23 protein-coding genes and 1 pseudogene are annotated in these 21,459 nt (G+C 58.9%); 18 read left to right on the top strand and 6 right to left on the bottom strand.

What is annotated here, in order from left to right; translation table 11 throughout:
- The first annotated feature begins 97 nt into the window (after nucleotides 1-97).
- The 3 genes from ACR3FE_RS13535 (at nucleotide 98) to ACR3FE_RS13525 (ending at nucleotide 1,782) form a co-directional block, all read left to right on the top strand.
- Entirely contained in the window at nucleotides 98-292 is a 195-nt protein-coding gene (locus tag ACR3FE_RS13535; protein ID WP_458207681.1) for a DUF5786 family protein, read from the top strand.
- 136 nt (nucleotides 293-428) lie between these two features.
- On the top strand, nucleotides 429-767 hold the full coding sequence (locus tag ACR3FE_RS13530) for a DUF6176 family protein (RefSeq protein WP_458207680.1): 339 nt from the start codon (nucleotides 429-431) through the stop codon (nucleotides 765-767).
- Nucleotides 768-873: 106 nt separating this feature from the next.
- Nucleotides 874-1,782 (top strand): acyl-CoA thioester hydrolase/BAAT C-terminal domain-containing protein, encoded by a 909-nt coding sequence (locus ACR3FE_RS13525; protein ID WP_458207679.1) that lies wholly within the window; start codon nucleotides 874-876, stop codon nucleotides 1,780-1,782.
- Nucleotides 1,783-1,870: 88 nt separating this feature from the next.
- On the opposite strand, the gene ACR3FE_RS13520 is transcribed toward ACR3FE_RS13525, so the two are convergent.
- Nucleotides 1,871-2,284 (bottom strand): EamA family transporter, encoded by a 414-nt coding sequence (locus ACR3FE_RS13520; protein ID WP_458207678.1) that lies wholly within the window; start codon nucleotides 2,282-2,284, stop codon nucleotides 1,871-1,873.
- Between the two features lie 27 nt (nucleotides 2,285-2,311).
- Between ACR3FE_RS13520 and ACR3FE_RS13515 the strand changes: the two genes are divergently transcribed.
- From ACR3FE_RS13515 to ACR3FE_RS13505, 3 genes are all read left to right on the top strand, one after another.
- Nucleotides 2,312-3,808 carry a hypothetical protein gene (locus tag ACR3FE_RS13515; RefSeq protein WP_458207677.1) on the top strand — a complete coding sequence of 499 codons (1,497 nt, stop codon included), beginning with the start codon at nucleotides 2,312-2,314 and terminating at the stop codon, nucleotides 3,806-3,808.
- Nucleotides 3,809-3,973: 165 nt separating this feature from the next.
- On the top strand, nucleotides 3,974-4,297 hold the full coding sequence (locus tag ACR3FE_RS13510) for a HalOD1 output domain-containing protein (RefSeq protein ID WP_458207676.1): 324 nt from the start codon (nucleotides 3,974-3,976) through the stop codon (nucleotides 4,295-4,297).
- A 92-nt stretch (nucleotides 4,298-4,389) separates the two neighbouring features.
- Nucleotides 4,390-4,626, top strand: coding sequence for a hypothetical protein (locus ACR3FE_RS13505; protein WP_458207675.1), 237 nt, complete (start codon nucleotides 4,390-4,392; stop codon nucleotides 4,624-4,626).
- On the opposite strand, the gene ACR3FE_RS13500 is transcribed toward ACR3FE_RS13505, so the two are convergent.
- The 3 genes from ACR3FE_RS13500 to ACR3FE_RS13490 form a co-directional block, all read right to left on the bottom strand.
- A complete protein-coding gene (locus tag ACR3FE_RS13500; protein ID WP_458207674.1) occupies nucleotides 4,623-5,039 on the bottom strand; it encodes an SPW repeat domain-containing protein in 417 nt (138 codons plus the stop codon). The two genes, ACR3FE_RS13505 and ACR3FE_RS13500, sit on opposite strands and share 4 nt — an antisense overlap.
- Nucleotides 5,040-5,111: 72 nt before the next feature.
- Nucleotides 5,112-7,181, bottom strand: a complete 2,070-nt coding sequence (locus ACR3FE_RS13495; protein WP_458207673.1) for a S9 family peptidase — start codon at nucleotides 7,179-7,181, stop codon at nucleotides 5,112-5,114.
- Nucleotides 7,182-7,262: 81 nt separating this feature from the next.
- Complete coding sequence (locus ACR3FE_RS13490) at nucleotides 7,263-8,408, bottom strand: NAD(P)/FAD-dependent oxidoreductase (protein WP_458207672.1); 1,146 nt, start codon at nucleotides 8,406-8,408, stop codon at nucleotides 7,263-7,265.
- A gap of 72 nt (nucleotides 8,409-8,480) precedes the next feature.
- Here ACR3FE_RS13490 and ACR3FE_RS13485 point away from each other — a divergent pair, with 72 nt between their 5' ends.
- The 10 genes from ACR3FE_RS13485 (at nucleotide 8,481) to ACR3FE_RS13440 (ending at nucleotide 15,242) form a co-directional block, all read left to right on the top strand.
- A complete protein-coding gene (locus tag ACR3FE_RS13485) occupies nucleotides 8,481-9,455 on the top strand; it encodes an ornithine cyclodeaminase family protein (protein WP_458207671.1) in 975 nt (324 codons plus the stop codon).
- 386 nt (nucleotides 9,456-9,841) lie between these two features.
- Nucleotides 9,842-10,675, top strand: a complete 834-nt coding sequence (locus tag ACR3FE_RS13480; RefSeq protein WP_458207670.1) for a ParA family protein — start codon at nucleotides 9,842-9,844, stop codon at nucleotides 10,673-10,675.
- Nucleotides 10,672-11,082 (top strand): DUF7970 domain-containing protein, encoded by a 411-nt coding sequence (locus ACR3FE_RS13475; protein ID WP_458207669.1) that lies wholly within the window; start codon nucleotides 10,672-10,674, stop codon nucleotides 11,080-11,082. Before ACR3FE_RS13480 ends, ACR3FE_RS13475 begins: the two co-directional genes overlap by 4 nt.
- A 240-nt stretch (nucleotides 11,083-11,322) precedes the next feature.
- The gene (gene trxA, locus ACR3FE_RS13470; RefSeq protein ID WP_458207668.1) at nucleotides 11,323-11,721 is read left to right on the top strand and encodes a thioredoxin; all 399 of its coding nucleotides are present in this window, start codon (nucleotides 11,323-11,325) and stop codon (nucleotides 11,719-11,721) included.
- Nucleotides 11,722-11,761: 40 nt separating this feature from the next.
- Complete coding sequence (locus tag ACR3FE_RS13465) at nucleotides 11,762-12,316, top strand: class I SAM-dependent methyltransferase (RefSeq protein ID WP_458207667.1); 555 nt, start codon at nucleotides 11,762-11,764, stop codon at nucleotides 12,314-12,316.
- Nucleotides 12,317-12,647: 331 nt separating this feature from the next.
- On the top strand, nucleotides 12,648-13,148 hold the full coding sequence (locus ACR3FE_RS13460; RefSeq protein ID WP_458207666.1) for a hypothetical protein: 501 nt from the start codon (nucleotides 12,648-12,650) through the stop codon (nucleotides 13,146-13,148).
- A gap of 107 nt (nucleotides 13,149-13,255) precedes the next feature.
- Nucleotides 13,256-13,630 carry a winged helix-turn-helix transcriptional regulator gene (locus ACR3FE_RS13455; protein WP_458207665.1) on the top strand — a complete coding sequence of 125 codons (375 nt, stop codon included), beginning with the start codon at nucleotides 13,256-13,258 and terminating at the stop codon, nucleotides 13,628-13,630.
- Nucleotides 13,631-13,788: 158 nt separating this feature from the next.
- A complete protein-coding gene (locus ACR3FE_RS13450; protein WP_458207664.1) occupies nucleotides 13,789-14,106 on the top strand; it encodes a DUF7853 family protein in 318 nt (105 codons plus the stop codon).
- A gap of 79 nt (nucleotides 14,107-14,185) precedes the next feature.
- Nucleotides 14,186-14,539: a DsrE family protein gene (locus ACR3FE_RS13445; RefSeq protein WP_458207663.1), complete on the top strand. Its 354-nt coding sequence runs from the start codon at nucleotides 14,186-14,188 to the stop codon at nucleotides 14,537-14,539.
- Nucleotides 14,540-14,894: 355 nt separating this feature from the next.
- Nucleotides 14,895-15,242 carry a thioredoxin domain-containing protein gene (locus tag ACR3FE_RS13440; RefSeq protein WP_458207662.1) on the top strand — a complete coding sequence of 116 codons (348 nt, stop codon included), beginning with the start codon at nucleotides 14,895-14,897 and terminating at the stop codon, nucleotides 15,240-15,242.
- A 77-nt stretch (nucleotides 15,243-15,319) separates the two neighbouring features.
- Here ACR3FE_RS13440 and ACR3FE_RS13435 read toward each other — a convergent pair whose 3' ends face one another.
- Nucleotides 15,320-16,318 carry a succinylglutamate desuccinylase/aspartoacylase family protein gene (locus ACR3FE_RS13435; protein WP_458207661.1) on the bottom strand — a complete coding sequence of 333 codons (999 nt, stop codon included), beginning with the start codon at nucleotides 16,316-16,318 and terminating at the stop codon, nucleotides 15,320-15,322.
- A gap of 181 nt (nucleotides 16,319-16,499) precedes the next feature.
- Here ACR3FE_RS13435 and fdhF point away from each other — a divergent pair.
- Together fdhF and ACR3FE_RS13425 are read left to right on the top strand one after the other, a co-directional pair.
- Nucleotides 16,500-18,557: pseudogene (gene fdhF / locus ACR3FE_RS13430) on the top strand (formate dehydrogenase subunit alpha).
- A gap of 159 nt (nucleotides 18,558-18,716) precedes the next feature.
- The gene (locus ACR3FE_RS13425; protein WP_458207660.1) at nucleotides 18,717-19,709 is read left to right on the top strand and encodes a S1C family serine protease; all 993 of its coding nucleotides are present in this window, start codon (nucleotides 18,717-18,719) and stop codon (nucleotides 19,707-19,709) included.
- Nucleotides 19,710-20,213: 504 nt separating this feature from the next.
- Here ACR3FE_RS13425 and ACR3FE_RS13420 read toward each other — a convergent pair.
- Complete coding sequence (locus ACR3FE_RS13420; RefSeq protein WP_458207659.1) at nucleotides 20,214-21,455, bottom strand: orc1/cdc6 family replication initiation protein; 1,242 nt, start codon at nucleotides 21,453-21,455, stop codon at nucleotides 20,214-20,216.
- Nucleotides 21,456-21,459 lie beyond the last annotated feature (4 nt).

The raw sequence follows: 21,459 nt of genomic DNA, 5'->3' as shown, positions 1-21,459 counted from the left end.
GTTTCCGCTGTTCGACGGCCGCAGAACGGTTATGAAACCGAACTTCACGAATCAGCACATCACACTACTTTAGTGAGTGCGGTCGAAACTGCAGTTCATGGGTTTTGGAAGCTACGATGAATCCGAGCAGCAGAACCGTGAGCAAGATTCGAACATGGACGAATCGAGCGCGGTCAACGTTCACGAGAACACTCACGACGGCGATATCGAGTTCGATAGCGGCGCGTCGAGCGACGAACTCATCGGTCGGCTCAGCGAGATGCGAGACGACGAGACGGACGACGAATCGTAGCGCGGTCTCACCTTCTTCGGAAATGACACCGGTCGTGGTGGACTCGGACCCCTTTTCGTGGTGATCGATCACCCCGACCGAGAAGACATGTCACTGGAAAGTAATTCTGATATCGGTCGTTCTCGAATCGCCACCGATGAACGATATCGTCCTCGTCCGCCGTGAGATACGACCGGGAAAGACACAGGAACTTCGAGAATGGTTCGACGAACTCACCCAGCGCGAGGACGAGGTGCTCGAAACGCTGGCGAACGAAGGCGTATACACGGAATCGGTCTTCTTCGAGTCAACGGCTGACGTCGATTACATCTACTACTACATGGAAGCGGCAGATATGAATCACGCAAAAGAGGCCGTCGAAGAGTCAGAGTACCCCATCGATGCCGAACACACGCGAGTGATGGAGCGGACACTCACCGACGAGTTGACAAAACTCGAACCGCTCGCCCACTTCGAAAATTCGATCGGCGAGTGAAAGAAAATTCTCCAGGGACATGATAAACTGCGACCCTCTCTATCCCACCCTAGTATCGTAAGCGGCGAAAGCATCGTTTATCACCCACCGGTTGACACGTAGAGATATGTACGACGAGTTCGTGTCGGGTCGCCCGATCCGCACCGATGATCTGACTGGTCGGCTGTACCCTGGGCTCGGTTCGGGGCCGCATCCCGGTGTCCTGGTGCTCCACGGTGGCGGGGGTGCTGGTGGATACGAACGAGCGTACGCTGCACGACTGGCCGAGCACGGGTACACAGCACTCTGCGTCGAATACTTCGCCGCTCCCGGCGTGTCCGACGTTCTCCACGAGATTCCACTCTCCTACTTCGGAGACGCTGCCGAATGGCTACTCGACCAACCGGAAGTTGCCGGTGATCGAGTCGGTGCGCTCGGCTTCTCTAGAGGTGGGGAGGCGTCCCTGCTCGTCGGAACACATTTCGACTCCATCGGTGTCGTCATCTCGTACGTTCCGAGCTGCTACGCATTCCCTGCACCGTCGTGGATGGACGGCGTCGACGAAGGATGTGCATCGTGGACGCTAAACGGTGAACCGGTCGCGTTCCTCCCGGTCGATAAATACGTCTACGAGGAAGATGGGATCGAAGAGTCGCTGGGCGAAAAGCCACCGAATCCATCGACACTAGCGTTAGAGCGCTCGACGGCGGAAGAGAAGGAGCGGGCGACGATCGAAGTCGAAAATATCGATGGGCCGGTGTTGCTCGTTCCCGGCGGACGGGACACGGTGTGGCCATCGACCGAGCTTTCGAACCGCGTCATCGACCGACTGGAGCGACACGACCATCCCTGGTCATTCGAGCACCGTGAATACCCTGACGCAGGCCATACGGTCCGTGTCCCCTACCGGTTCGGCGAGGATGATTCGTCTGACGGCGAACATCGGTTCGGTGGAACGAACGAGGCCAACGCGCACGCTTCGGCTGACGCCTGGCATCACGCGCTCCGGTACCTGCAGAAGGGAATCGGGGAGTGAGCTGCTGTACGGAACGAAGTAGGAAGAACCGTTGACGAGTGAGTCGGGAAGTATATAGCGATATGCGATTTACAAAGTCAGATCCGCCTCACGTCGCCAGCAGCCCGACCGCACAGATCGCCAGTCCGATTCCCGCCACGTCGCGCAGATCGACCGTCTCGCCGAGGAAGACGACACCCAAGATGGCGGCGACGACGAAGTAGAGACCGGTGACCGTGGTTGCGATTGCGGTGTTGCCGCGCTGGAGCGCGACGTAGTAGCTGATGGAGCCGATTCCGGAGAACAACCCGCCAGCGATCGCGAACGCGACGCCCGACCCGGCCAGCGACACCGACCCTGACTGGTTGGCGATGTACGCGACCGCGACGCCGACGCCGACTGCGTAGGAGACGGCCATCGACACCTCCGGTGCGAGTGTGCGGGTCGAAGCGTCGGCGAACAGCGCCCACGCACCCCACGAGACCATTCCGATCAGCGCGAAGAACACGGCAGTCCGAACCATGCGTAGGGAGAGACACCGCACGGAAGAATGGATTTTGATTCCGGCCAAGTTGACCACAGCAACGGGATTACAGATGGCGGCTACCGGCGCGCAGACACGGCCTACCCGATGCGTAGTCGCGGCATAACAAACTCGGTCGTTCCCGACCACCGCGCTATGGCACGCACCGCGACACTCGTGTTCTTCGTCCTCCTCACTGCCTGTGCGGGGGTCGTGACCTTGCCCACCGGCGCGATAGACGCACAAGCAGACCCGGAACCGACCGAGCGTTGGAACCGAACCTACGGCGGTTCCGGTGACGATATCTTCGCCGACATCGCCCGAACCGACGACGGTGGCTACGTCCTCGCCGGGGAGACGGAACGTTCCGGCACCGGAATCGACGCCTGGGTCGTGAAGATCGGTGCAGATGGCGAAACGGAGTGGGAGCGATCCATCACTGGGCAAGGAACCGACAGGCTGTACTCGGTCGTCACGACCGACGATGGGTACGTGGTCGCCGGGCGAACCGACCGGGACGGACAGGCGAGGGGATGGGTGCTCGAACTGGGTCGAGATGGTTCGACGCAGAACGAACGAACGCCCGGCGTCGGCGCATTCTACGGGATAGAACACGACGGGGACGGCTACGTCCTCGCAGGCTGGACGCGAGGTGAGTCGGGCCCCAGGGGGTGGCTTCTGAAACTCGATGGCTCCGGCTCGAAGGCGTGGGAGAAGACGTATGCCGCCCCGGAGGGCTACTCGACCGGGCGACTGAAGGCGGTCGTCCCCACGTCGAACGGCTACTTGCTCGCTGGTGAAGTCGATGGCGGAAGTCAAGATGCGTGGGCACTGCGAGTCGGAAACGAAGGAGAACTGCGCTGGCAACGAACTCGCGGCGGGTCAGCCCGTGAAGCGATCTGGGCGGCGGCTGGCGAGGACGACGGAATCGTCCTCGCTGGTGAATCCGAGAGCGGCGACTCCCGTGACGGCTGGATCCTTCGATACGATGCGAACGGCGAACTCGCGTGGGAAGAGCGGTTCGGTGGGGAGCGCGACGACTGGCTCGATTCGGCCATGCGAACCGACGACGGGGGCTACCTGTTCACCGGAGCGACGCTGACGGGTGGAATCGGGAGCGCAGACGGCTACGTCGTGAAGACCGATTCGGCGGGCACCATGCAGTGGGAGACGGTGTATGGAAGTAGCGGCTGGGACAAACCGTGGCCTGCGATTCGAGCGCACGGAGGCGGATACATCCTCGCAGGACAGACCAGCAGCTTCGACACGGCGGGAAAAGACGGATGGGTGCTCGCCCTCGGCCCTGACGGACAGGTTTCCGGATCGACACAGACGACAGGAGACGAAACCGGCGACAGCAATGGCAGCGATGACGGAGCGACTGAATCGACGACGAGCGAAGAACGAGCTAGCGATCGAACGACTACTCAGACAGGGAAGACGAGTCTTCCCGGCTTCACCGCACCAGTGGCCCTCGTCGCACTCACACTCTCGGTACTTCTCTGGCGACGGTATCGGTCGTAATACGACAGTCGTCCATTCGGAAAACTGCCCCGTTCGAACGATTATTGTCATTTATTAATACAGTCAGTGAAATACTATCGATTGTTGCTTTTACTCGTAATCGGGATTCTTTTATCCTTGTAACCAGTCTGACTCACCAACTGAACGGTACCGGAACGTGAGACGATGAAAGAAGACAAGCTAGCGGAACGAATGCCCGATCTCGACGATGGCGAGTACGAGGCCTATCGAATCGAAGATAGTGATGACGACGTGAGCACACGGATCATCCGAGGCGTCGAGGAGCTCGTCGGCACCAGTAACAACAACGATACGTGGCTCTACGACAGCATCGACCCGGATGCACTCGACTCTATCTTCGACCACAAACACGATGGGACACCTCGAAACGATGGGAAAGTCGTCTTCGTCGCCCACGGTTGTGAGATCCACGCTCACGCCTCCGGTGAGATCGTCGTCCACGTTTCAAAAGCCGACGCCGACGAGTAGTCCGGTCATTTCTGATCGACTTCGAGACGATCTCGAAGCGATTTCGAAACGGTATTGGCGACGGACCCACGAATGGGTTCAAGAACCGATTGATGACCGAGGAAGCAACCGTTACTCTTCGTGAGCTATTCCGTGAACTGCCGGTGCAGACGACTCTGTTCAGCGTCGGCCCGGTGATGCTTGGATTCGCACAGCTGTGGAACGGCTACACTCACGAAACAGCACTCTCGTTTCACGCCCTGTTCGCGGTCGTCATGATCGGATTCGCGGTACTCGTCACCCGCACCCATCTCGCCTCGTTCCGACTCCAAAAACTGGAACGTCGTTAGGCAGTTCCGGCGGGTGCACCTGCTCTCGCCTCCCTGCCAGCGTAGGCGTTGTATCCGGCGACGATGGCAACGACCACTCCGGAGACGATGTCGCTCCAGAACGCCGTCCCCACGTCCATGACGAACGGAACGAGGATCATCCACAGCCCCAGCAGTGCCACGAACGATGAACTGCCGATGCTGGCAGACAGTCCCTTCGTCATGCGGTAGTAGTTGTAACCCGCGACGAGGAAGATCGCGGCACCGATGATGAGGTTGTTCCAGTAGCTCGTCAGCGACATCGCCGGATAGACGAACGCCGAGATGAATATCCACGCGCCGATAAGTGACACGAAACCGCTCAGCCACTTCAGGTTCGACTCGTCGGTGTCGGTCTGTCGTGTCGTTCGTTCTCTCGTTTCAGTTTCACTCATCACTATCCCTCCAATCGAGAGTAGACCGAGCGTGCGAATAAGTAGCGCGACCGTTCACGAGCTAACGTGCCGTTACACACGGCCAGGGTCGTGCGTTTCGAACCATTCTGTCAGCTGTTCGAGACGGTGGATCGCTCGGTCTGGATCGCCGATGTTGTGGTGTTCGTCGGGGTAGACGACCAACTTCGCCGGGACGCCTTGCTTTTTCACGCTGACGTAGAGCTGTTCGGACTGCGATGGTGGACACCGCCAGTCTTCCCCACCTGCCGTGACCAGTAGTGGCGTCTCGACGTTACCGACATCCGTGATGCTCGACGCGGCGTCGTACGCCTCCGGATTCTCCCACGGCAGGCCGAAGTCGTTCTCCCACCATTTGTGAGCGTCGTCGGTTCCGTAACACGACCGCAGGTCGTAGATTCCGTGTTCGGCAGCGGCAGCCGCGAATCGGTCGGTGCTCGTGACGAGGTAGCCCGTCGTGATCCCTCCGTAGGAGAAGCCAGTGGCGAAGGTGCGATCGGAATCGACCCACCCGCGCTCGACGAGGTGGTCGACGCCCGCGAGCACGTCTTCGACTTCGCGTGGCCCCCACTTGCCGCGGATGACTTCGCTGAACTCGCGGCCATAGGAACTACTCCCACGGTAGTTGGGCCGGAGCACGACGTAGCCACGGTCAGCCCAGTATGCGTACTCGAACTGGAACTCGGGTGCGTCGTAGGAGACCGGCCCGCCGTGGATCGAGACGACGAGCGGTCGCGGGTCGGGGTCGTCCGGGTCGAAATCGGTGGGGAGGTAGGCGATACCCTCGATTTCGTTCCCCGAGTCGTTCTCGTAGACGACTCGCTGACAGTCGGGCATCGAGTGGGTTTCCTCGAATACCCTATTGAGACCTGTGAGTTTAGCTGGTTCCCCGGATTCGAGGTCAGCCGTGTCCATCGCGTGTAGGTCGCCGACGGTCTCAGGTTCGGTGAGCAGGAGACCCACCGTCTCCCCCGCGAGGTCGAACGTTCGAATCGTCCGGTACTCACCCTGCGATTCGAAGACGTATTCGGGGGCGCTTCCATCGACGAAACAGCGTGCGAGCCGAACACTTCCTTCGTCTGCGATGGGCGCGAGGACCGTCTCGTCGTCCAGCCAACGGAGCCGACTTGCGTGGGACACCGTCCGGTCGAGCGATTCGGTGACCGACTGGTACTCGCCGTCTTCCGCCACGAACACCTGCGTCGGGATGTGCCAGTTCGTGGCGTCACCCCCGACGAACGCGAGGCGTGAACCGTCCTGACTCCATCGGGGTGACCCAGCAGTGAGTTCGGAGTCGGTGACCTTCCGGAGGTCGTCTCCATCCGGGTCGATGGTGAACACGTCCATCACGCTCGAATCGTCCGGGCGCTCGGTGTGGTTCGAGACGAACGCGATTCGCTCCGGCCCCCACGCAGGTTGCAGACCGGCCATGGGTTCGTAGGTTCCGGCACCGTAGGCGTCGTCCAGTCTGCGCTCCTCGCGGGTGGCGAGGTCGACGACGAACAGGTAAGTCGTCACGCCGTCCAGGAAGCCCTTGCCGTCGAAGCGATGCTGGAGTCGCTCGGTCTCGACCGGACCGCCGTCTCGCAGTTCGTCGAGATACTCCTGTTCGTCTTCGGTCGGGTCGCGCGCCGAGACCACGAGACGGTCGCTCTCCGGAGCCCAGTCGAACTCTCGGACACCTTCGTCACGGTCGGTCACCTGGCGAGCATCACCGCCGCGCTGGAGGTCGAACACCCACAACTGCGACTTGGGTTCGTCGTCATCAGCCCCGGCAGCGTCCTCGTCATCCTCATCGTCTCCTCCGCTCTCGTCGTCTTCGTCTCCCCCGTCGTCGGAATCACCCCGTACCGAGAGCGCGGTGTCTTCATCCCGTGCGGCCAAAAAGCCGAGTTTCGACCCATCTGGCGACCACTTTGGCGATGAGGCGTCGGATGCTCGTGAGAGACGATACGGGTCGTCACTCCCGTCGGTCGGAACCACGAACAGCGACGTCCGTCGATCGTCCTCGTCCCCGTCGAACTCGCTGGCGACGAACGCGAGACGATCGCCATCCGGTGAGAGGGCGATGTCGGTCGCCAGAGTCAGGTCGTAGAAGTCGTCCAGTTCGAACGTATCGGTCATCGGTGGCACGTCTCACGCGAGGGTTATAGTTGTACGCTCGCCAGCAAATCAAGCGATGAATGCGCGTAAGGCCGACGAGACTCACGCCACATTTCGCTCTTCGACCGTCCGTCCCTCCGCGAATCGAGCGCTATCCAGTCCAGAGATGTCCACGAGTGATGGTTTTTCATCGAAAATCAGCTCGGCGACGAGCTGGCCGGTTGCAGGTGCGTGCTGGAATCCATGGCCCGAGAATCCGACGGCGTTCACGAATCCTGGAATCGTTTCCTCGATTATCGGATGGTGGTCGGGCGTGACGGCGTACAGGCCAGCCCATCCCCGTTTGATCCGGGACTCCGGGCCGAAGTAGGTCGTCCACTCGGAGACGCGTTCCAGCGCCTCGACGGTCCAATCGAGATCCGTCGTCGTATCGTAGGCGTCCGGGTCGGCGGCCGAAGGCCGGCCGAAATGGCCACCGACGAGGGCCGCGCCCTCGCGCTCGGGGCGGAAGTACGACCCGGTGTCGAGGTCGATAGTCAGTGGCACCGGCTCGGGAACCGGCGTCTCCGGTTCGACGACGGCGATCTGCCGCCGTTCGGGGGCGACAGGAAGGTCGATACCAGCGAGCTCCGCGACTCGCTGCGCCCATGGCCCCGTCGCGTTGACGACGAAGTCCGCCGCGATACGGTTCTCTGTCGTCTCGACACCGACGACAGCGCCCTCCTCGCGGCGGACGTTCGTGACCTCGACACCGGTTCGTATCTCGGCACCGGCCTCGCGGGCAGCCCTGGCGAACCCCTGCAGTGCGAGATGGGGATCGGCGAAGCCGTCCGTCGGAGAGTACGTCGCGGCACGGAACTCCTCGTCTCGCAGGCCAGGGCAGTGCTCGCGGGCTTCTGCTGGTGTGAGCAGTTCGCTCGGGACTCCCTGTTCGTTCTGCATGGAAACGGTGTCGGCGAACCCCTCCGCAGTCGCTTCCTCTCGGGCGAGAAAGAGATAACCGGAGCGGCGGTAGGCGATGTCGGTATCGAACGCCGCTTCGAACCGGTTCCAGACTTGCATACTGGCTTGCGAGAGCGCGACGTTGACGGGCGTCGAAAACTGGGCGCGAATGCCACCCGCCGAACGTTCGGTGCTCCCGGCACCGACGTTCGAGCGTTCACAGACGACGACCTCGGCACCACGGTCGGCGAGATAGTACGCACTTGCACATCCGACGATCCCCCCGCCGACGACGACTACTCGCATGAGATGGCGTACGAACTGCCGGATAATGGTTCCATCGCCGGGAGATAAGACACCCCAGAACGAACTCCCCCCATGGTTCGAATCCTCTCTGATGCCAACGTGGCGTCGATTCTCGACGTAGAATCCTTGCTTCCGGTCGTGCGCGAGGCGTTCGTCAAACAAGGTCGCGGCGAGGTAGAGCGCCCAGATCGTCCGCACTTCCCAGTCGGTGCAGGGCTCCGGGGCGACGACCCCCTCGGAACTGGCCTCGTCATGCCCGCATACATCCACGGAGCGGACAACTACGCGACGAAACTGGTCGGTGTCCACGAAGGGAACGTCGACCGAGGCCTGCCGACCGTCAACGCACAGATCGCCCTCACGGACGCCGAGACAGGCCAACCAACCGCCTTGGTCGCCGGAACGAGAATCACGAACGCGAGAACAGGCTGTATCGGCGGTCTCGCTGCCGCAGAACTCGCACAGTCGCCAATCACGCTCGGAGTCATCGGTGCCGGAACGCAGGCTCGTTGGCAGACGCGCTGTATCGGTGCCGCGTGCGAACTCGAATCCATCCGCGTGTACTCGCCGAGCGATTCCAAACGGGAGTGTGCAAGAGACCTCGAATCCGAACTCGATATACCGGCGACAGCTGTCGAATCGCCCAGCGACGCCGTTTCGAATGCGAACGTCGTCGTCACCGCCACGACAGCGACCTCACCTGTCTTCCCCGGCAACGCGCTCGAACCGGGAACACTCGTCGTCGCCATCGGTGCGTACACGGCCGAGATGCACGAACTCGACCGAACGACGTTCGACCGTGCCGACCGAATCTTCGCCGACGTTCCCGACGAGGTAGCGGAGATCGGCGACCTCCAAGCCACCGACCTCTTGGAAGACGACCTCGTACCCCTTTCCGACGTGTTCGAAGGACTCGCTGGTCGTGACGCCGAATCAGATATCGTCGTGGTCGAAAGCGTCGGAACCGCCGTGCTGGATGCCGCCGCGAGCGAACACGTTTTCGACCGGGCAGTCGCCTCGAAGGTAGGCGAGGAATTCGACCTGTAGCGGTAGCCGGAGAGCTTCGATAGCCGGACAGCCACAGAGGTTCGACAACTAGATATCTACAGAGCTATCTGGATAGCTATCTCGAGGTTGTAGTGGATGTATAGCACAGACAGCAGAGGAATATGGATAGCTTTCTGGATAGATTTCTGATGAGATCGCCCAGTTTCGGATCATCTTCGTTTGGATCACCTACGCATATTGTACCATCTTTCGCAGGGAAAGCCCGAGCTACATACTGCGGTTATCTAGACAGATATCTGGAGAGCCATACCAATATATGTCCAGATATATATTTAGAGAGACAGATAGCTGGATAGCTATCCGAATAGTTCAGCCCAGTCGTCTGACGAAATTTTATGAGGGGGTAGTGTATATCGAACGACTGTATGAAGCGAGCCGTCACACTGTGGAGTGAATCCGGCGGGGTGGGCAAGACGACCATGGCGACCAACGTGGCCGCCGCGCTGGGACGACGAGGTGAACGAGTTCTCGTGGTCGACCTGGACCCCCAACTGGGTAGCTTGACTGACCACGTCGGCTACCAAGAGCTGAAGACCGGTGACCGAGAGCATCTCGGAGACGTCCTGTTGGACGACGAGAAAGACCTGCGCTCGCTCATCGTCGAGACCGAGGATTTCGACCTCGTTCCCTCGCACGAAGGACTTGCTAACATCGAGAGCGAGATGGCTGCACGAAACACCTCGCTTCGAGAGTTCCAGCTTCGATCCGCGCTCAAACCGGTCGCGTCCGAGTACGATTACTTCCTCATCGACCCGCCCGCGACGCTGAACGTGCTCGTGGACAACGCGCTCGTCGCAGCGCGGAACGTCGTCATCCCGATCGAACTCACACGGAAAGGAAGCATCTCCATCGAAGGGCTGGAAGATACGCTCGACAGCATGGAACGAGGGTTTCGAAAATTCGACGACAGCTTCAAGCTCGGCATTCTCGCCATCGTCCCGAACGAAGTAGGCGATTCGAACATCTACCGGGATACACGTGAAGAACTCGAAAGTGGCGGGAAACCGGTCACCCCCTTCGGCGTTCGAAAGCGAGACGTGCTGAAAGAAGCGTGGAAGAACCAGATGAACGTGTTCGAGTTCGCGGAAAGTGACGAAACGCGTGACCTTCGAGAGTACGAAGAAGATCTCCTCTCGAACTTCGAACTGCTCGCACAGATTATCGAGCGGGGCTCGGTCGACGTGGAGGTCGAAGCATGACCAAGGACGACCGGTACGGAGCGACCGACGACGACTACGGTGACGATTTCGACAGCTACTCGTCCGAGACGACGACTACGAGTTCGAACACGGAGTCCACCGAGAAGAATCGAGAAATGACTGACTCGAACTCCGGATCGACGGAACGTAGCGCCGAATCGAACACGAATGAACTCCCGTTCATTTTCGCGCGCCGAACGGTGAAAGCTGACAGGGAAGCAGTACCCGTGTACGTCCAGGACGAGACCGCAGCAGAGATCGACGAACTCGAACGTGAACTGAGCCAGCAGTTCGGTGGTGACAAAGTGATGGCCCTCGACGTGCGCGAGGCACTCATCCGCGCAGGCCTCGAGAACGTCGACGATGTCCGGCGTGTAATGGAAGAGTGGGGATACGGTCGTCGATAGCGAAGTAGCTCTCGTCTTGCGGATATCTCGATAGCTTTCCACCAATATTCCTGGGAAGATTTCTAGATGGATTCTCAAGCAGATATCTATGAAGACATCTAAACGAACCGTTCGGGTAATCGCACGAGTCAGAGCTTTCGACAGGATCGGTTTGGGAAACAAGCGAGAAGAGATAAGGTCGATTGTATTGCGCCATTCATACAAAACCGTTAAGTCAGTGTGGACCATACGGTGGCGTAGATGACCGACAATATCAAAGAAATCAGACAGCAGAAGCGTGAGCAGATGCTGAACAAAGGCGCAGAAGAAGAGCAGTCAGTCCCGTCCGAACCGATCTACGTCGAGGGGTCCGGTCACCTCGACGAAATCACGAAAAAGTACGATGTCGTGCTGGTCGATTTCTATGCAGACTGGTGTGGCCCGTGCAAGATGATAGAGCCGGTTATGGAACGGCTGGCGCAGAATACGGACGCGGCAGTGGCGAAGGTCGATATCGACCAATATCAGATGCTCGCGCGACAGAACGGCGTTCAAGGGGTTCCGACGCTCGGCCTGTATGCCGACGGTGAACCGGTGCAACGATTGGTTGGCGTCCAGGATGAGGGGAAACTTGCCAACCTCATCGAGCAGTACGCCTGAGAAAAGCCCTTTTTGTACCTGCCGGTGGAAGTGATACGAGATGGGATTTCACACGTTCGACCCGGAGAAAGCGAGTAAACTCGAAGAGACGGATCGATATCGGCACGTCTCCCGCGAAGAATTGGTCGGCCACCTCGACCCGTCCAGCGACGACATCGTCGCCGATCTCGGTAGCGGCACCGGTTTCTACACCGACGATGTTGCGCCATTCGTCGGGAGTGTGTACGCTGTAGACGTGCAAGAAGCGATGCACGACCACTACCGTGAGAAAGGCGTTCCCGAAAACGTCTCGCTCGTCACGGCAGACATCTCTAACCTGCCGTTCGAAGACGACGAACTCGATGCAGTGTTCTCTACCATGACGTTCCACGAGTTCGGTAGCGAAGACACCCTCGTCGAAGTCGGTCGGGTACTGGAGCCGGGTGCGCGATTCGTCATCGCCGACTGGAGCGCCAGAGGTCAGGGCGAAAGTGGGCCACCAGTAGACGAGCGGTATGATCTCGAAACAGCCAGGGAGTTGCTCGAATCGGCTGGGTTCGAACTTCAATACGGAGCGGAGCGACCCGAGACGTTCGTCATCGTCGCCCGTCGTTGAGACACAGCATTCCTTTTCGGATCCGCACCTGGATGAACCGCATTTCGCTATATCTATCGTTCCATGGAAATTCGACCACTCCGACACCGGAGAATGGAACTGATACCTTCCGCTCTTCCACGACAATTCCCACTGAATCGGTCGGTAGGTAGAACTGCGAATCCTACAGGGACGTGGTTGAATAAGCCAAAATAGGATTCCAGTAAGGTAGTTATATGAGGTAATCGACACATAACCAACGCGATGCCGCTCTCGAACCGGCTTTTGCTGAGATACTACCTGTACGCCGTCGCTTGCGGCATTGGAATCGCTATACGCGGGTTTTAGCCTCGTGGCCAAAGGTGCCAGCTACGTCGCTGGCGATGTCAGTGAACGAATCGGCGAGAGAATCTGGTTCATCGCCCCACCGCTCGGAGTGGCGTTGGTGCTGGTCGTGACACCATTCGTCCCCCTCCTTGCGCTTCCCTTTTTCTTCGTCTTCCGGGGTATTCGCAGTCTAATGACCATTCTGCGGAGCCTGTATCTCAACGATCATATCAGGCCGGGTGGCCGTGCCACCGTACTTTCGGCGGCGTCGATGGTGTTCACGGTCGCGGTAGCGGTCTCCCGAGAAGTCGGCGGCGTTATCGGGGTTTTGACCGCACCGCTGACGATGTTCGGCCTTTACGGTGGAGTGTTTATCGTCGCCGTGCTGATCTTGCTTGGGGTGATCCCCCAGTATTCCCCGGCGTTACATCGGAGTCCCCATCTGATAGAGCGAACTACTGGAAGATATCGACTGCAACTGGAAAGGAACGATTCGTTCACCGTAATTGCCGATATCGGCCGGTAATGGTCGAATATCGTGATCCTGGAAGCAGCAAACGAATATTTAATAGTTACCATGAACAACCGAATTACTAGAGGTAACTATAAGGTTGTGGAACGTCAACTAGAAGCATGGTAGAACCGGTGAATCAACTAGAAATCTGGTGTGAGGGGGAAGAGTGGTGTCCGATCACATCCACGACGTCGCTCATCGGGAAGAAATGGCACCCAGTCATCGTCCATCGGTTACTCGTCCATGGCCCGAGCGGATTCAACGAACTGAAGACGGAAGTCGATGGAATCTCCAGCAAAGTTCTCTCCGACAGTCTCGAAGATCTGGAGAACAAGCAGTTCGTCCTGCGTGAGATAGTCAGTGAGAAACCGATACGGGTGCAGTATTCGCTGACAGAATACGGAGAGTCGCTCGAACCAGTCGTCATGGCGATGCGTGACTGGGGAATGGAGTATCTCACCCCGGCAGCGGACAAGAACAGGTCGCTCGTCTGAATCGAAGAAAATTGTCTCGGCCGTAGCGGCCACCGCGCTGGCGTCGTTCGTCGTTACGTGGTGGTAGGTTACCGTGCCAGTCGTTAGCATGCATTTATATGTAACCAGTTCCTACTAGCTAACGTAGCGTAACCGAATAACGACTAGATACTACGCGTATGCCCCCAGTCACCCACGACGCCCCCACAGCTGAACTGTATCTGACCCGCGAAGAGCAGTGGGTGGTTCACGTGGCTTTGCTTCAGTACATCGAAGCCGCTGCCCTCCCAGAGACGAAACTTCCAGAGCCGGACGTCGAGTTCCTGCTCCTTGAACGGGTCGAAGCGGGCGAGTTCGTGTTCACCGATTTCGAACTCGACCGACTTCGATACGAGTTGGACTACTACGCTCGTGACAGTCTCACCCCTGACCAAGATCGCCCGCTGACACACCGTATCATCGAGAAGATCGACCGCATCCACCCGACGAAATCGTGACGTAAGTATCAACGATTCGAGTATCGGCACGCGTCTCTGCCTTCGGTGAGGATATTCGTACTCACCTCCACCTCACGGTATGGCAAAAGGAGCAATCGTCGTTCTCGCAGGAACGGAATCGCACGCCGACCTCGGGCGCGTCACGAACGCCCTTCATGCCGCAAAGGAGTTCGCGGACGAGGGTGACGAGGTAGAGCTCATCTTCGACGGTGCAGGAACCCAGTGGGTCGCAGAACTCACAGACGAGGACCACGCCCTTCACTCGCTGTACAAGTCTCTGGAGGAGCACGCCAGCGTCTGTGAGTACTGTACCGGAGCGTTCGACGTGAGCGAACCCGTCGAGGAGAGCGAGGCGACGAAAGTCGGTGAGTTCGAAGGGCACCCGAGCATCCGAAGCCTCGTCACGGAAGGGTACGAAGTCATCACCTTCTGAATCCAGGCAGTGACGAATATCGACGGTGACGATTCGTTCCATCGGACACAGAATCAAAGGTCGTGACGGGGGACGTTATCGTTGTGACAGGGTTACGGCGTTGTTACCCGCTAACGAAGCGGTTATCTGCCTTTTATCGTGCCGGAAGACCGGTGAAGGGTATGACGCGAGCCGCTGTAGCTCGTCGCCGGTTCCTGCTCGTTTCGAGCGCGCTTTTCGGAACGACTGCTCTCGCTGGTTGTCTCGGGAGCGACCCAATCAGTCAGCGGAGACGACGACCTCCGAGGCAACCACGAACGACGGCACCTCTGGTTCGACGACGGAAACGTTAGAAACGTCCGAAACGTCGAAGACAATGAACAAGTCTACGTCGACGAGTGGAACGTCGAAGCCGCGAGACGTGACGTTCGCGCTCGTGTATCAGAAAGAAGCCCACCCACGACAGGGACAGTTTCTCGACGTCGACGACCCAGCGACCGACGATGGTCGGCGACGACTGGCCGAGCGATTGGTCGCGGAGGAAGACGTCCCGATGGCCGTCCTCGTAGACGAAATCCCCCGCAACGTCTCTGCGAAATACGGCGGTGCTCCGAACATGCTGTACATCGTCGACCCGGCTGGCACGATAGCGTACAAGAGTCTCTGGACGAATCCGATAGAGGTGAACGCGTTTCTGGAACGAGAGTTGATGGAATCAACGTAGATCGTAGCTGAGCCGCTCTGTCGTAACCGATCGACTCACCCCCATTTGATAAAACGCCAGACAGTTACACCGACGACTCACTCCCACTCGATAGAACGCCTGACAGTCTCACCAACCGATACGATGTGACAGAGCGGATTACCTGGGAACACCACTGGATTTTCGAGGATGCCGACGAGGAGACCGGTAAACGGTGCGACCACCTCGACACGTTTGCGTTTGAAGGGATCGCCGATGGTGCAGATGATCTCGTCTTCGTAGACGAGATCACCGCGTTCTCCTTGCATGTTCACGATGCCGCCGTCGTCTGCGCGAATCCACGTTCGTTCCGCACCAGCCTCGACGACCGTCCGCCATCCGGGCCAACGAACGAGTTCCTGCTGGAAGACACCGTACTCCGCGAAGACGCTTCGAACCCCCTCCAACGCGTGTTCGATGAGGTCGCGTTCGAACCGATGGGCTTCACCCATCTCGATGGTGATGGTCGGAAGCCCACGATCCGTGGCCTCACGGCGGAGCATCCCCGAGGCCCCAAACCCATCGATGACGAGATTCGTTCCGAAGGCATTGGCAAGACGGGAAACTGCAGGGTCGCTCATATCCGCCCGGACGTGGAGCATGTTGGTTCGACCGCGCGTGGACGTGTGGAAATCGATGCCCATGTCACAGGGCTTGATGAAGTTCTCGTAGATTCGGTGTGCGATCCGTCGATCCGTCGTTCCGTCCGGGTCGCCCGGAAACGCCCGATTCAAGTCCTGTTCGTAGCCAGGGAGATATCGCTCCTGTGCGATGAAACCGGGGACGTTCAAGACGGGGAGACAGACGATCGTTCCACAGACTTCGGAGTGTTTCCACTCCTGGGCAACTTCACGGACGACCTCGATGCCGTTGAGTTCGTCACCGTGCAGCGCCGCCGCGAGGAAGATAGTCGGCCCCGCTTCAGTTCCGTTGATGATGGTGACCGGAATACGAACCGGATCGCCGAGATACGTTTCGCTGGTCGGATACCGGAGGTGTTTGGTTTCTCCCGATTCGACGCGTCCTCCCTCGTATCCGAACGGTTCTGGTTCCCCCATACACTCGATGACGACTGAAGTCATCTTGGATATTGGTATCACACAGCAATTTGGCGGCCGGTGTTATCTGTTAGAAATTGCGGTCTCGGCAACTGTAGCGTCTCACGACCATCTCGGGTCGAATCACGTTGGAATCGATAGCTTCGGTAGACCTTAGCAGGTCGGGGACACAGGGAATGACATGGATAACGACACGAAAAGCATCTGTCCGTTCTGCGGTGTCGGCTGTGGTGTTCGCCGGGCAGAGAATGGGAAAGGGCGAGGGTGGCATGCACCGGTCAACCGCCGGGGAGAGATCTGCCCGAAGGGGGTAGCGGCCTACGAAGTCGTCGGACACGACGAACGACTGACGGAACCACAGATTCGCAAAGATGGCGAACTCGTCCCCGTCTCGTGGGACGAGGCCCTCACGCGGGTCGAAGCGGAGTTCGGTCGTATCGTGGACGAGCATGGCCCGGATGCGCTCGGGTTTTTCGCCTCGTCGGGTTGCACGAACGAGGAGAACTACGTCTATCAGAAACTCGTCCGCGTTCTCGGGACGAACAACGTGGACAACTGCGCGCGGCTCTGTCACGCATCGACCGTGGCGGCCATGCAGTCGCGGTTCGGCGCGGGTGCGATGACGAACACGATAGACGATCTCGTCGAAGCCGACTGTTTTCTGGTCTGTGGCGCGAACCCTGCCGAGCAACATCCCATCATCTTCAGCTCGTACGTCGCACCGACGGTCAAAGAAGGGGCGGCACTGATCCACGTCGATCCGCGCGAAAATCGGACGACGAACGCCGCGACCCACCATCTTGCCGTCAAACCGGGATACGATATCCCACTCCTGAACGGAATGTGTACAGTCATCTTCGAGGAAGGACTCGAAGACGAGGAGTTCCTGCGAGAACGTATCTCCGACGTCGCAGCGTTCCGTGAGTTCATCAACGAATTCGACGTAGACGAGTGTGCCGAACTCGCGGGTGTCGACGCAGCCGACCTTCGGGAAGCCGCGCGAGTCTACGCCAATGCCGACCGTGCGGCGGCGTTCACGGGGATGGGGATGAGCCAACACCGATACGGGACGACGAACGTCCACGCCCTTCTCAATCTCGCGCTGATAACCGGAAACATCGGAAAGCGTGGTGTCGGTGTCAATCCACTTCGCGGACAGAACAACGTCCAGGGAGCCAGCGACGTAGGTGCCCTGCCGGACGTTCTCCCCGGCTATCGACCAGTGACGGATTCTATCGCCCGCAAAGCCGTCGCCGAGGTCTGGGGGGTCGAACCCCCCGCAATGCCGGGACTGACGGAAGTAGAGATGACCCACGAGTTCGGAGATGGGATTCACGGTGCCTTCGTGTTCGGCGAAAACATCGCGCAGACGGAACCGAACGTGAACCGAACCGCAAAGGAACTCGAAGAACTCGATTGTCTCGTCGTCCAGGACATCTTCCCCACGGAGACGACGAAACACGCAGACGTCGTGCTCCCGGCGAGTTCGTGGGCCGAGAAGGCCGGTACCGTCACGAACACCGACCGGCAGGTTCAGCGGATGCGCCCACTCACAGACCCACCGGGCAGCGCGCGTACCGATCTCGACATCATCTGTGAACTGGGGCGGCGATTGACGAAAGGCGATGCCCGATTGGCCGACGATGCGTTCGACTACGACGGCCCGGAAGCAGTGTTCGAGGAGTTGACGCAGGTGACACCCCCCTACGCCGGGATGACCTACGACGGAATCGGCGAAGGAAGTCAGCGCTGGCCGTTTCCCGAAGGTGCAAGCGAGGGTACCGGCGTCCTCCACCGCGACGAGTTCGCCAACGGTGATCGACGGGTGCAACTCGTTCCGGTCGAACACGTCGACCCACTGGATTCGGTCGACCGAGACGAAGGCGACAGAACACTCGTACTGACGACTGGGCGCGTCATCGAACACTTCAACAGTGGTGTCGTCACCCGGCGGTCGGACGTGCTGACCCGTCTCCGGGGCACTGACGCACTCTAGATTCATCCGGAGGATGCGGCGAATCTCGATCTCGAAGACGGTGATAGTGTCGTCGTCGAAAACGAACACGGAAAAGTCGACGCTTCGGCGGCAGTAACGCCAGCGATCCGTCAGGGAGTGGTGTTCCTTACGTTTCACTTTGCCGACCCGCTGGTCAATCGACTGACCGGGGACGAACTGGATCCCGAATCGAAGATTCCCACCTACAAGCACGTCGTGGTAGAGGTGCAGAAAGCAGGATGAAATCGCGTCCGGGCTGCCACCGAGTGACGCAGTTATACGTGCTCGGCCCTAACCTCAGGTAAGTCCGGCTGTCGGAGTCAGGGTCTTCCTTCGTCTGTCACGATTCAAATCGGCTGACGACCGGATTCCGAGTACGATTCCAACCGGTCGGAGTTGAACATGAGCGAGCAGAAGACGTACGAACAGCTGTACAGCGAAACGATCCCCTCGGTCGTCTCGGTCTACGTCCGACCCCAGAACGACACTCGACGTGCGCGATCAGGGGCGGGGTCGGGATTTGTCTACGACCACGAAGGGCACATCATCACGAACCAACACGTCGTCGGTGATACCGAGGAAGTGGAACTCCGGTTCAGTGAGGGCGACTGGAGAATCGGCAGTGTCGTCGGGCGTGACATCGACACCGACCTCGCCGTCGTGCAAGTCGCAGACGTACCGGAGTACGCGAAACCCCTTCCAGTTGCGACGGACGCGCCGAAACCGGGGCAACGAGTTGCTGCACTCGGAAATCCGATGGGTCTCGACGGAACCATCACCACTGGCGTCGTCAGCGGAACGAATCGCTCGCTTCCGACTGGGAACGGGTACGTCATCCCTGACACGGTACAGACCGACGCCGCCATCAACCCCGGTAACAGTGGTGGCCCACTCGTGACGCTCGACGGCGAAGTCGTCGGCGTCAACCGCGCCCGACAGGGCGACAATATCGGCTTCGCTATCTCAGCAGCGATCGTCGCCCGTGTCGTTCCCGACCTCGTCAGCGATGGCTACTATCGACATCCGTTTCTCAAGATCTCGACGTTGGACGTTTCCCCACTCGTCGCGAAGGCGAACGAACTCAACGAGACGGGTGGCGTCCTCGTCGTGGATGTACGGCTCGGCCCGGCAAGTGGTGCTCTCCTCGGATGCGAAGCGGTTCGAATGTTTCGAACGCGCGAGATTCCGACCGGTGGCGACGTCATCGTCGGAGTAGATGGACGAACCGTTCGCTCTCACGAGGAACTGATGCGATATCTCATCACCGAAACCCAACCTGGGGAGGAGATCGAGGTCGAACTTCTCCGAGAGGGAAAACAGATGACCGAGTTCGTAACCCTCGGAGAACGACCCAAATCGACCGGTCACGGTAGTGTCGGTATCACGATCGAGTAACCGACATCACGGTCGGCTAATCCTGAATCACGGTCGTTGAAGACAGATATCACGGTCGTTGAAAACGTAGACGAATCAGTGTCGAAGCGTTCGAGTCGGAGAGGCCGATTTCGACTTTCGCAAACAACGGAAATACTGGTGATAATTCGAATGTCTCAGTGTATCAGAAACAACGGAAATAGTGGGGTTGATCGATGAACTTGAAGGTGATGGTAAAGGCTACGGAATCGAATACATGACCCGAGATCAATTCGACGGTAGAATCGGGGTCGATCGGTAGATTTCTGTGAGATAATCTGGAAGATTCGACAGGGTTCATCTGATAGATTCGTCGACATGAAGTGGGTGATGAACAATAGAAGATTTCGACGAAGTGGTCACCGAAAGCACCGGAAATGGTGGTGTCAGACACGACGCCTTCTGCCAGAAATGAGGCGAATTGATCTCATCTGTTGGTGGGGCTTCTGTCTTATATTGGCACAGTCGATGGTAGTCGGAAGAAAGTTAGGCTTCGCGTTCGTCGAGAAGCGATTGATAGTACGGGCGGATGCTCTCGTGGACGCCAGCGAGTTCGATGGTCTCTTCGAGCGCACTGACGACGAGTTGTAGATCCTGCTTCAGTGCGTGCTCACGGTACTTCCCACCCGACATTCCCTCGTTCTTCTCCGTCGAGGAGATGACACCGAGCATCGCGAGGTCGGCGAGGTGGTCACGCATTCGTCTGCTCGTGAGCGCCTCGGTACCGATGTGATTGCACAACTGTTCGTACCGTGGGCGGATGTCCCGCGACCGGGCGGGTGTGTTCCCCTCGGCTTCGATAGATGTGAGTGCGTAGAGGATGAGTCGGGCGTGTTGGGTGAGGTCGGCGACACCTTCCATGATCCGGTCGCGTTCGAGTTTCCGTCGGGCCTCCTGAACGTGATGGTCGACGACCTGTTCGGCGGCATCCTTTCGCGCGAGGTCGCCCGCTTCGAGGAGCAAGTCGAGTGCCTGCCGGGCGTCACCAGCATCCTGCGCTCCGTACGCTGCACAGAGTGGAATAACGTCTTCGGCGAGTGCGCTGTCGTGGAACGCGACCTGTTCACGTTGTCCGAGTACCTTCTGGAGTTCCGTCGCGTTGTACGGTGGGAACGAGACCTCCTTCTCACAGAGGGACGAGCGGACTTTCGCCGACAGGGAATCACGGAACGAGAGATCGTTACTGATGCCGATGAGCCCGATCTTGGCGTGTTCGAGGTAGCCGTTGCTCCGAGCGCGTGGGATCTGGTAGAGGATGGAGTTGTCGTTGATGTGGTCTACCTCGTCCAGGACGATGATGATAGTTCCACCGAGTTTGTCGAGTTCGTCCCAGAGGAAACTGTAGACCTGTGCCTGTGGGTAGCCCGTGTTGCTAATCTGGTCGGCAGGGTCGCGAAGGGTGTTGACGAGTCGAACCGCAACTTGATAACTCGAATTGAGACCGTCGCAGTTGATCTCGATGACCGACAGAGAGATGTCGTCGTACCGGGCAGCGTCTTCCTGGAGCTGCTTGAGCAGGAATCGCGTCGCTGCCGTCTTCCCGACGCCGCTTTTTCCATAGAGGAAGATGTTGGATGGGGCTTCACCGTTGATGATCGGTTGCAGCGCAGCGTGGTACTCTTCGAGTTCGTCGTCTCGTCCGACGAGGTTGTTGGGGGTGTACTCCTCCAACAGAGCGTCCCGGTTCTTGTAGAGAGAGTTATCCCGGTCGAAACTGAACGAAGACATTACT

It is taken from the genome of Haladaptatus rarus (assembly GCF_054177585.1).
Note: the sequence above shows the minus strand (reverse complement) of the source record. Positions and strands in the feature narration are given on the sequence as shown.

Coding starts and splice junctions, on each gene's coding strand:
- ACR3FE_RS13465 (WP_458207667.1), top strand. CDS start 11,762: ATGGGATTTCACACGTTCGACCCGGAGAAAGCGAGTAAACTCGAAGAG.
- ACR3FE_RS13450 (WP_458207664.1), top strand. CDS start 13,789: ATGCCCCCAGTCACCCACGACGCCCCCACAGCTGAACTGTATCTGACC.
- ACR3FE_RS13530 (WP_458207680.1), top strand. CDS start 429: ATGAACGATATCGTCCTCGTCCGCCGTGAGATACGACCGGGAAAGACA.
- ACR3FE_RS13480 (WP_458207670.1), top strand. CDS start 9,842: ATGAAGCGAGCCGTCACACTGTGGAGTGAATCCGGCGGGGTGGGCAAG.
- ACR3FE_RS13425 (WP_458207660.1), top strand. CDS start 18,717: ATGAGCGAGCAGAAGACGTACGAACAGCTGTACAGCGAAACGATCCCC.
- ACR3FE_RS13485 (WP_458207671.1), top strand. CDS start 8,481: ATGGTTCGAATCCTCTCTGATGCCAACGTGGCGTCGATTCTCGACGTA.
- ACR3FE_RS13520 (WP_458207678.1), bottom strand. CDS start 2,284: ATGGTTCGGACTGCCGTGTTCTTCGCGCTGATCGGAATGGTCTCGTGG.
- ACR3FE_RS13490 (WP_458207672.1), bottom strand. CDS start 8,408: ATGCGAGTAGTCGTCGTCGGCGGGGGGATCGTCGGATGTGCAAGTGCG.
- ACR3FE_RS13515 (WP_458207677.1), top strand. CDS start 2,312: ATGGATTTTGATTCCGGCCAAGTTGACCACAGCAACGGGATTACAGAT.
- ACR3FE_RS13510 (WP_458207676.1), top strand. CDS start 3,974: ATGAAAGAAGACAAGCTAGCGGAACGAATGCCCGATCTCGACGATGGC.
- ACR3FE_RS13445 (WP_458207663.1), top strand. CDS start 14,186: ATGGCAAAAGGAGCAATCGTCGTTCTCGCAGGAACGGAATCGCACGCC.
- trxA (WP_458207668.1), top strand. CDS start 11,323: ATGACCGACAATATCAAAGAAATCAGACAGCAGAAGCGTGAGCAGATG.
- ACR3FE_RS13500 (WP_458207674.1), bottom strand. CDS start 5,039: ATGAGTGAAACTGAAACGAGAGAACGAACGACACGACAGACCGACACC.
- ACR3FE_RS13525 (WP_458207679.1), top strand. CDS start 874: ATGTACGACGAGTTCGTGTCGGGTCGCCCGATCCGCACCGATGATCTG.
- ACR3FE_RS13495 (WP_458207673.1), bottom strand. CDS start 7,181: ATGACCGATACGTTCGAACTGGACGACTTCTACGACCTGACTCTGGCG.
- ACR3FE_RS13535 (WP_458207681.1), top strand. CDS start 98: ATGGGTTTTGGAAGCTACGATGAATCCGAGCAGCAGAACCGTGAGCAA.
- ACR3FE_RS13505 (WP_458207675.1), top strand. CDS start 4,390: ATGACCGAGGAAGCAACCGTTACTCTTCGTGAGCTATTCCGTGAACTG.
- ACR3FE_RS13455 (WP_458207665.1), top strand. CDS start 13,256: ATGGTAGAACCGGTGAATCAACTAGAAATCTGGTGTGAGGGGGAAGAG.
- ACR3FE_RS13435 (WP_458207661.1), bottom strand. CDS start 16,318: ATGGGGGAACCAGAACCGTTCGGATACGAGGGAGGACGCGTCGAATCG.
- ACR3FE_RS13475 (WP_458207669.1), top strand. CDS start 10,672: ATGACCAAGGACGACCGGTACGGAGCGACCGACGACGACTACGGTGAC.
- ACR3FE_RS13440 (WP_458207662.1), top strand. CDS start 14,895: ATGAACAAGTCTACGTCGACGAGTGGAACGTCGAAGCCGCGAGACGTG.
- ACR3FE_RS13420 (WP_458207659.1), bottom strand. CDS start 21,455: ATGTCTTCGTTCAGTTTCGACCGGGATAACTCTCTCTACAAGAACCGG.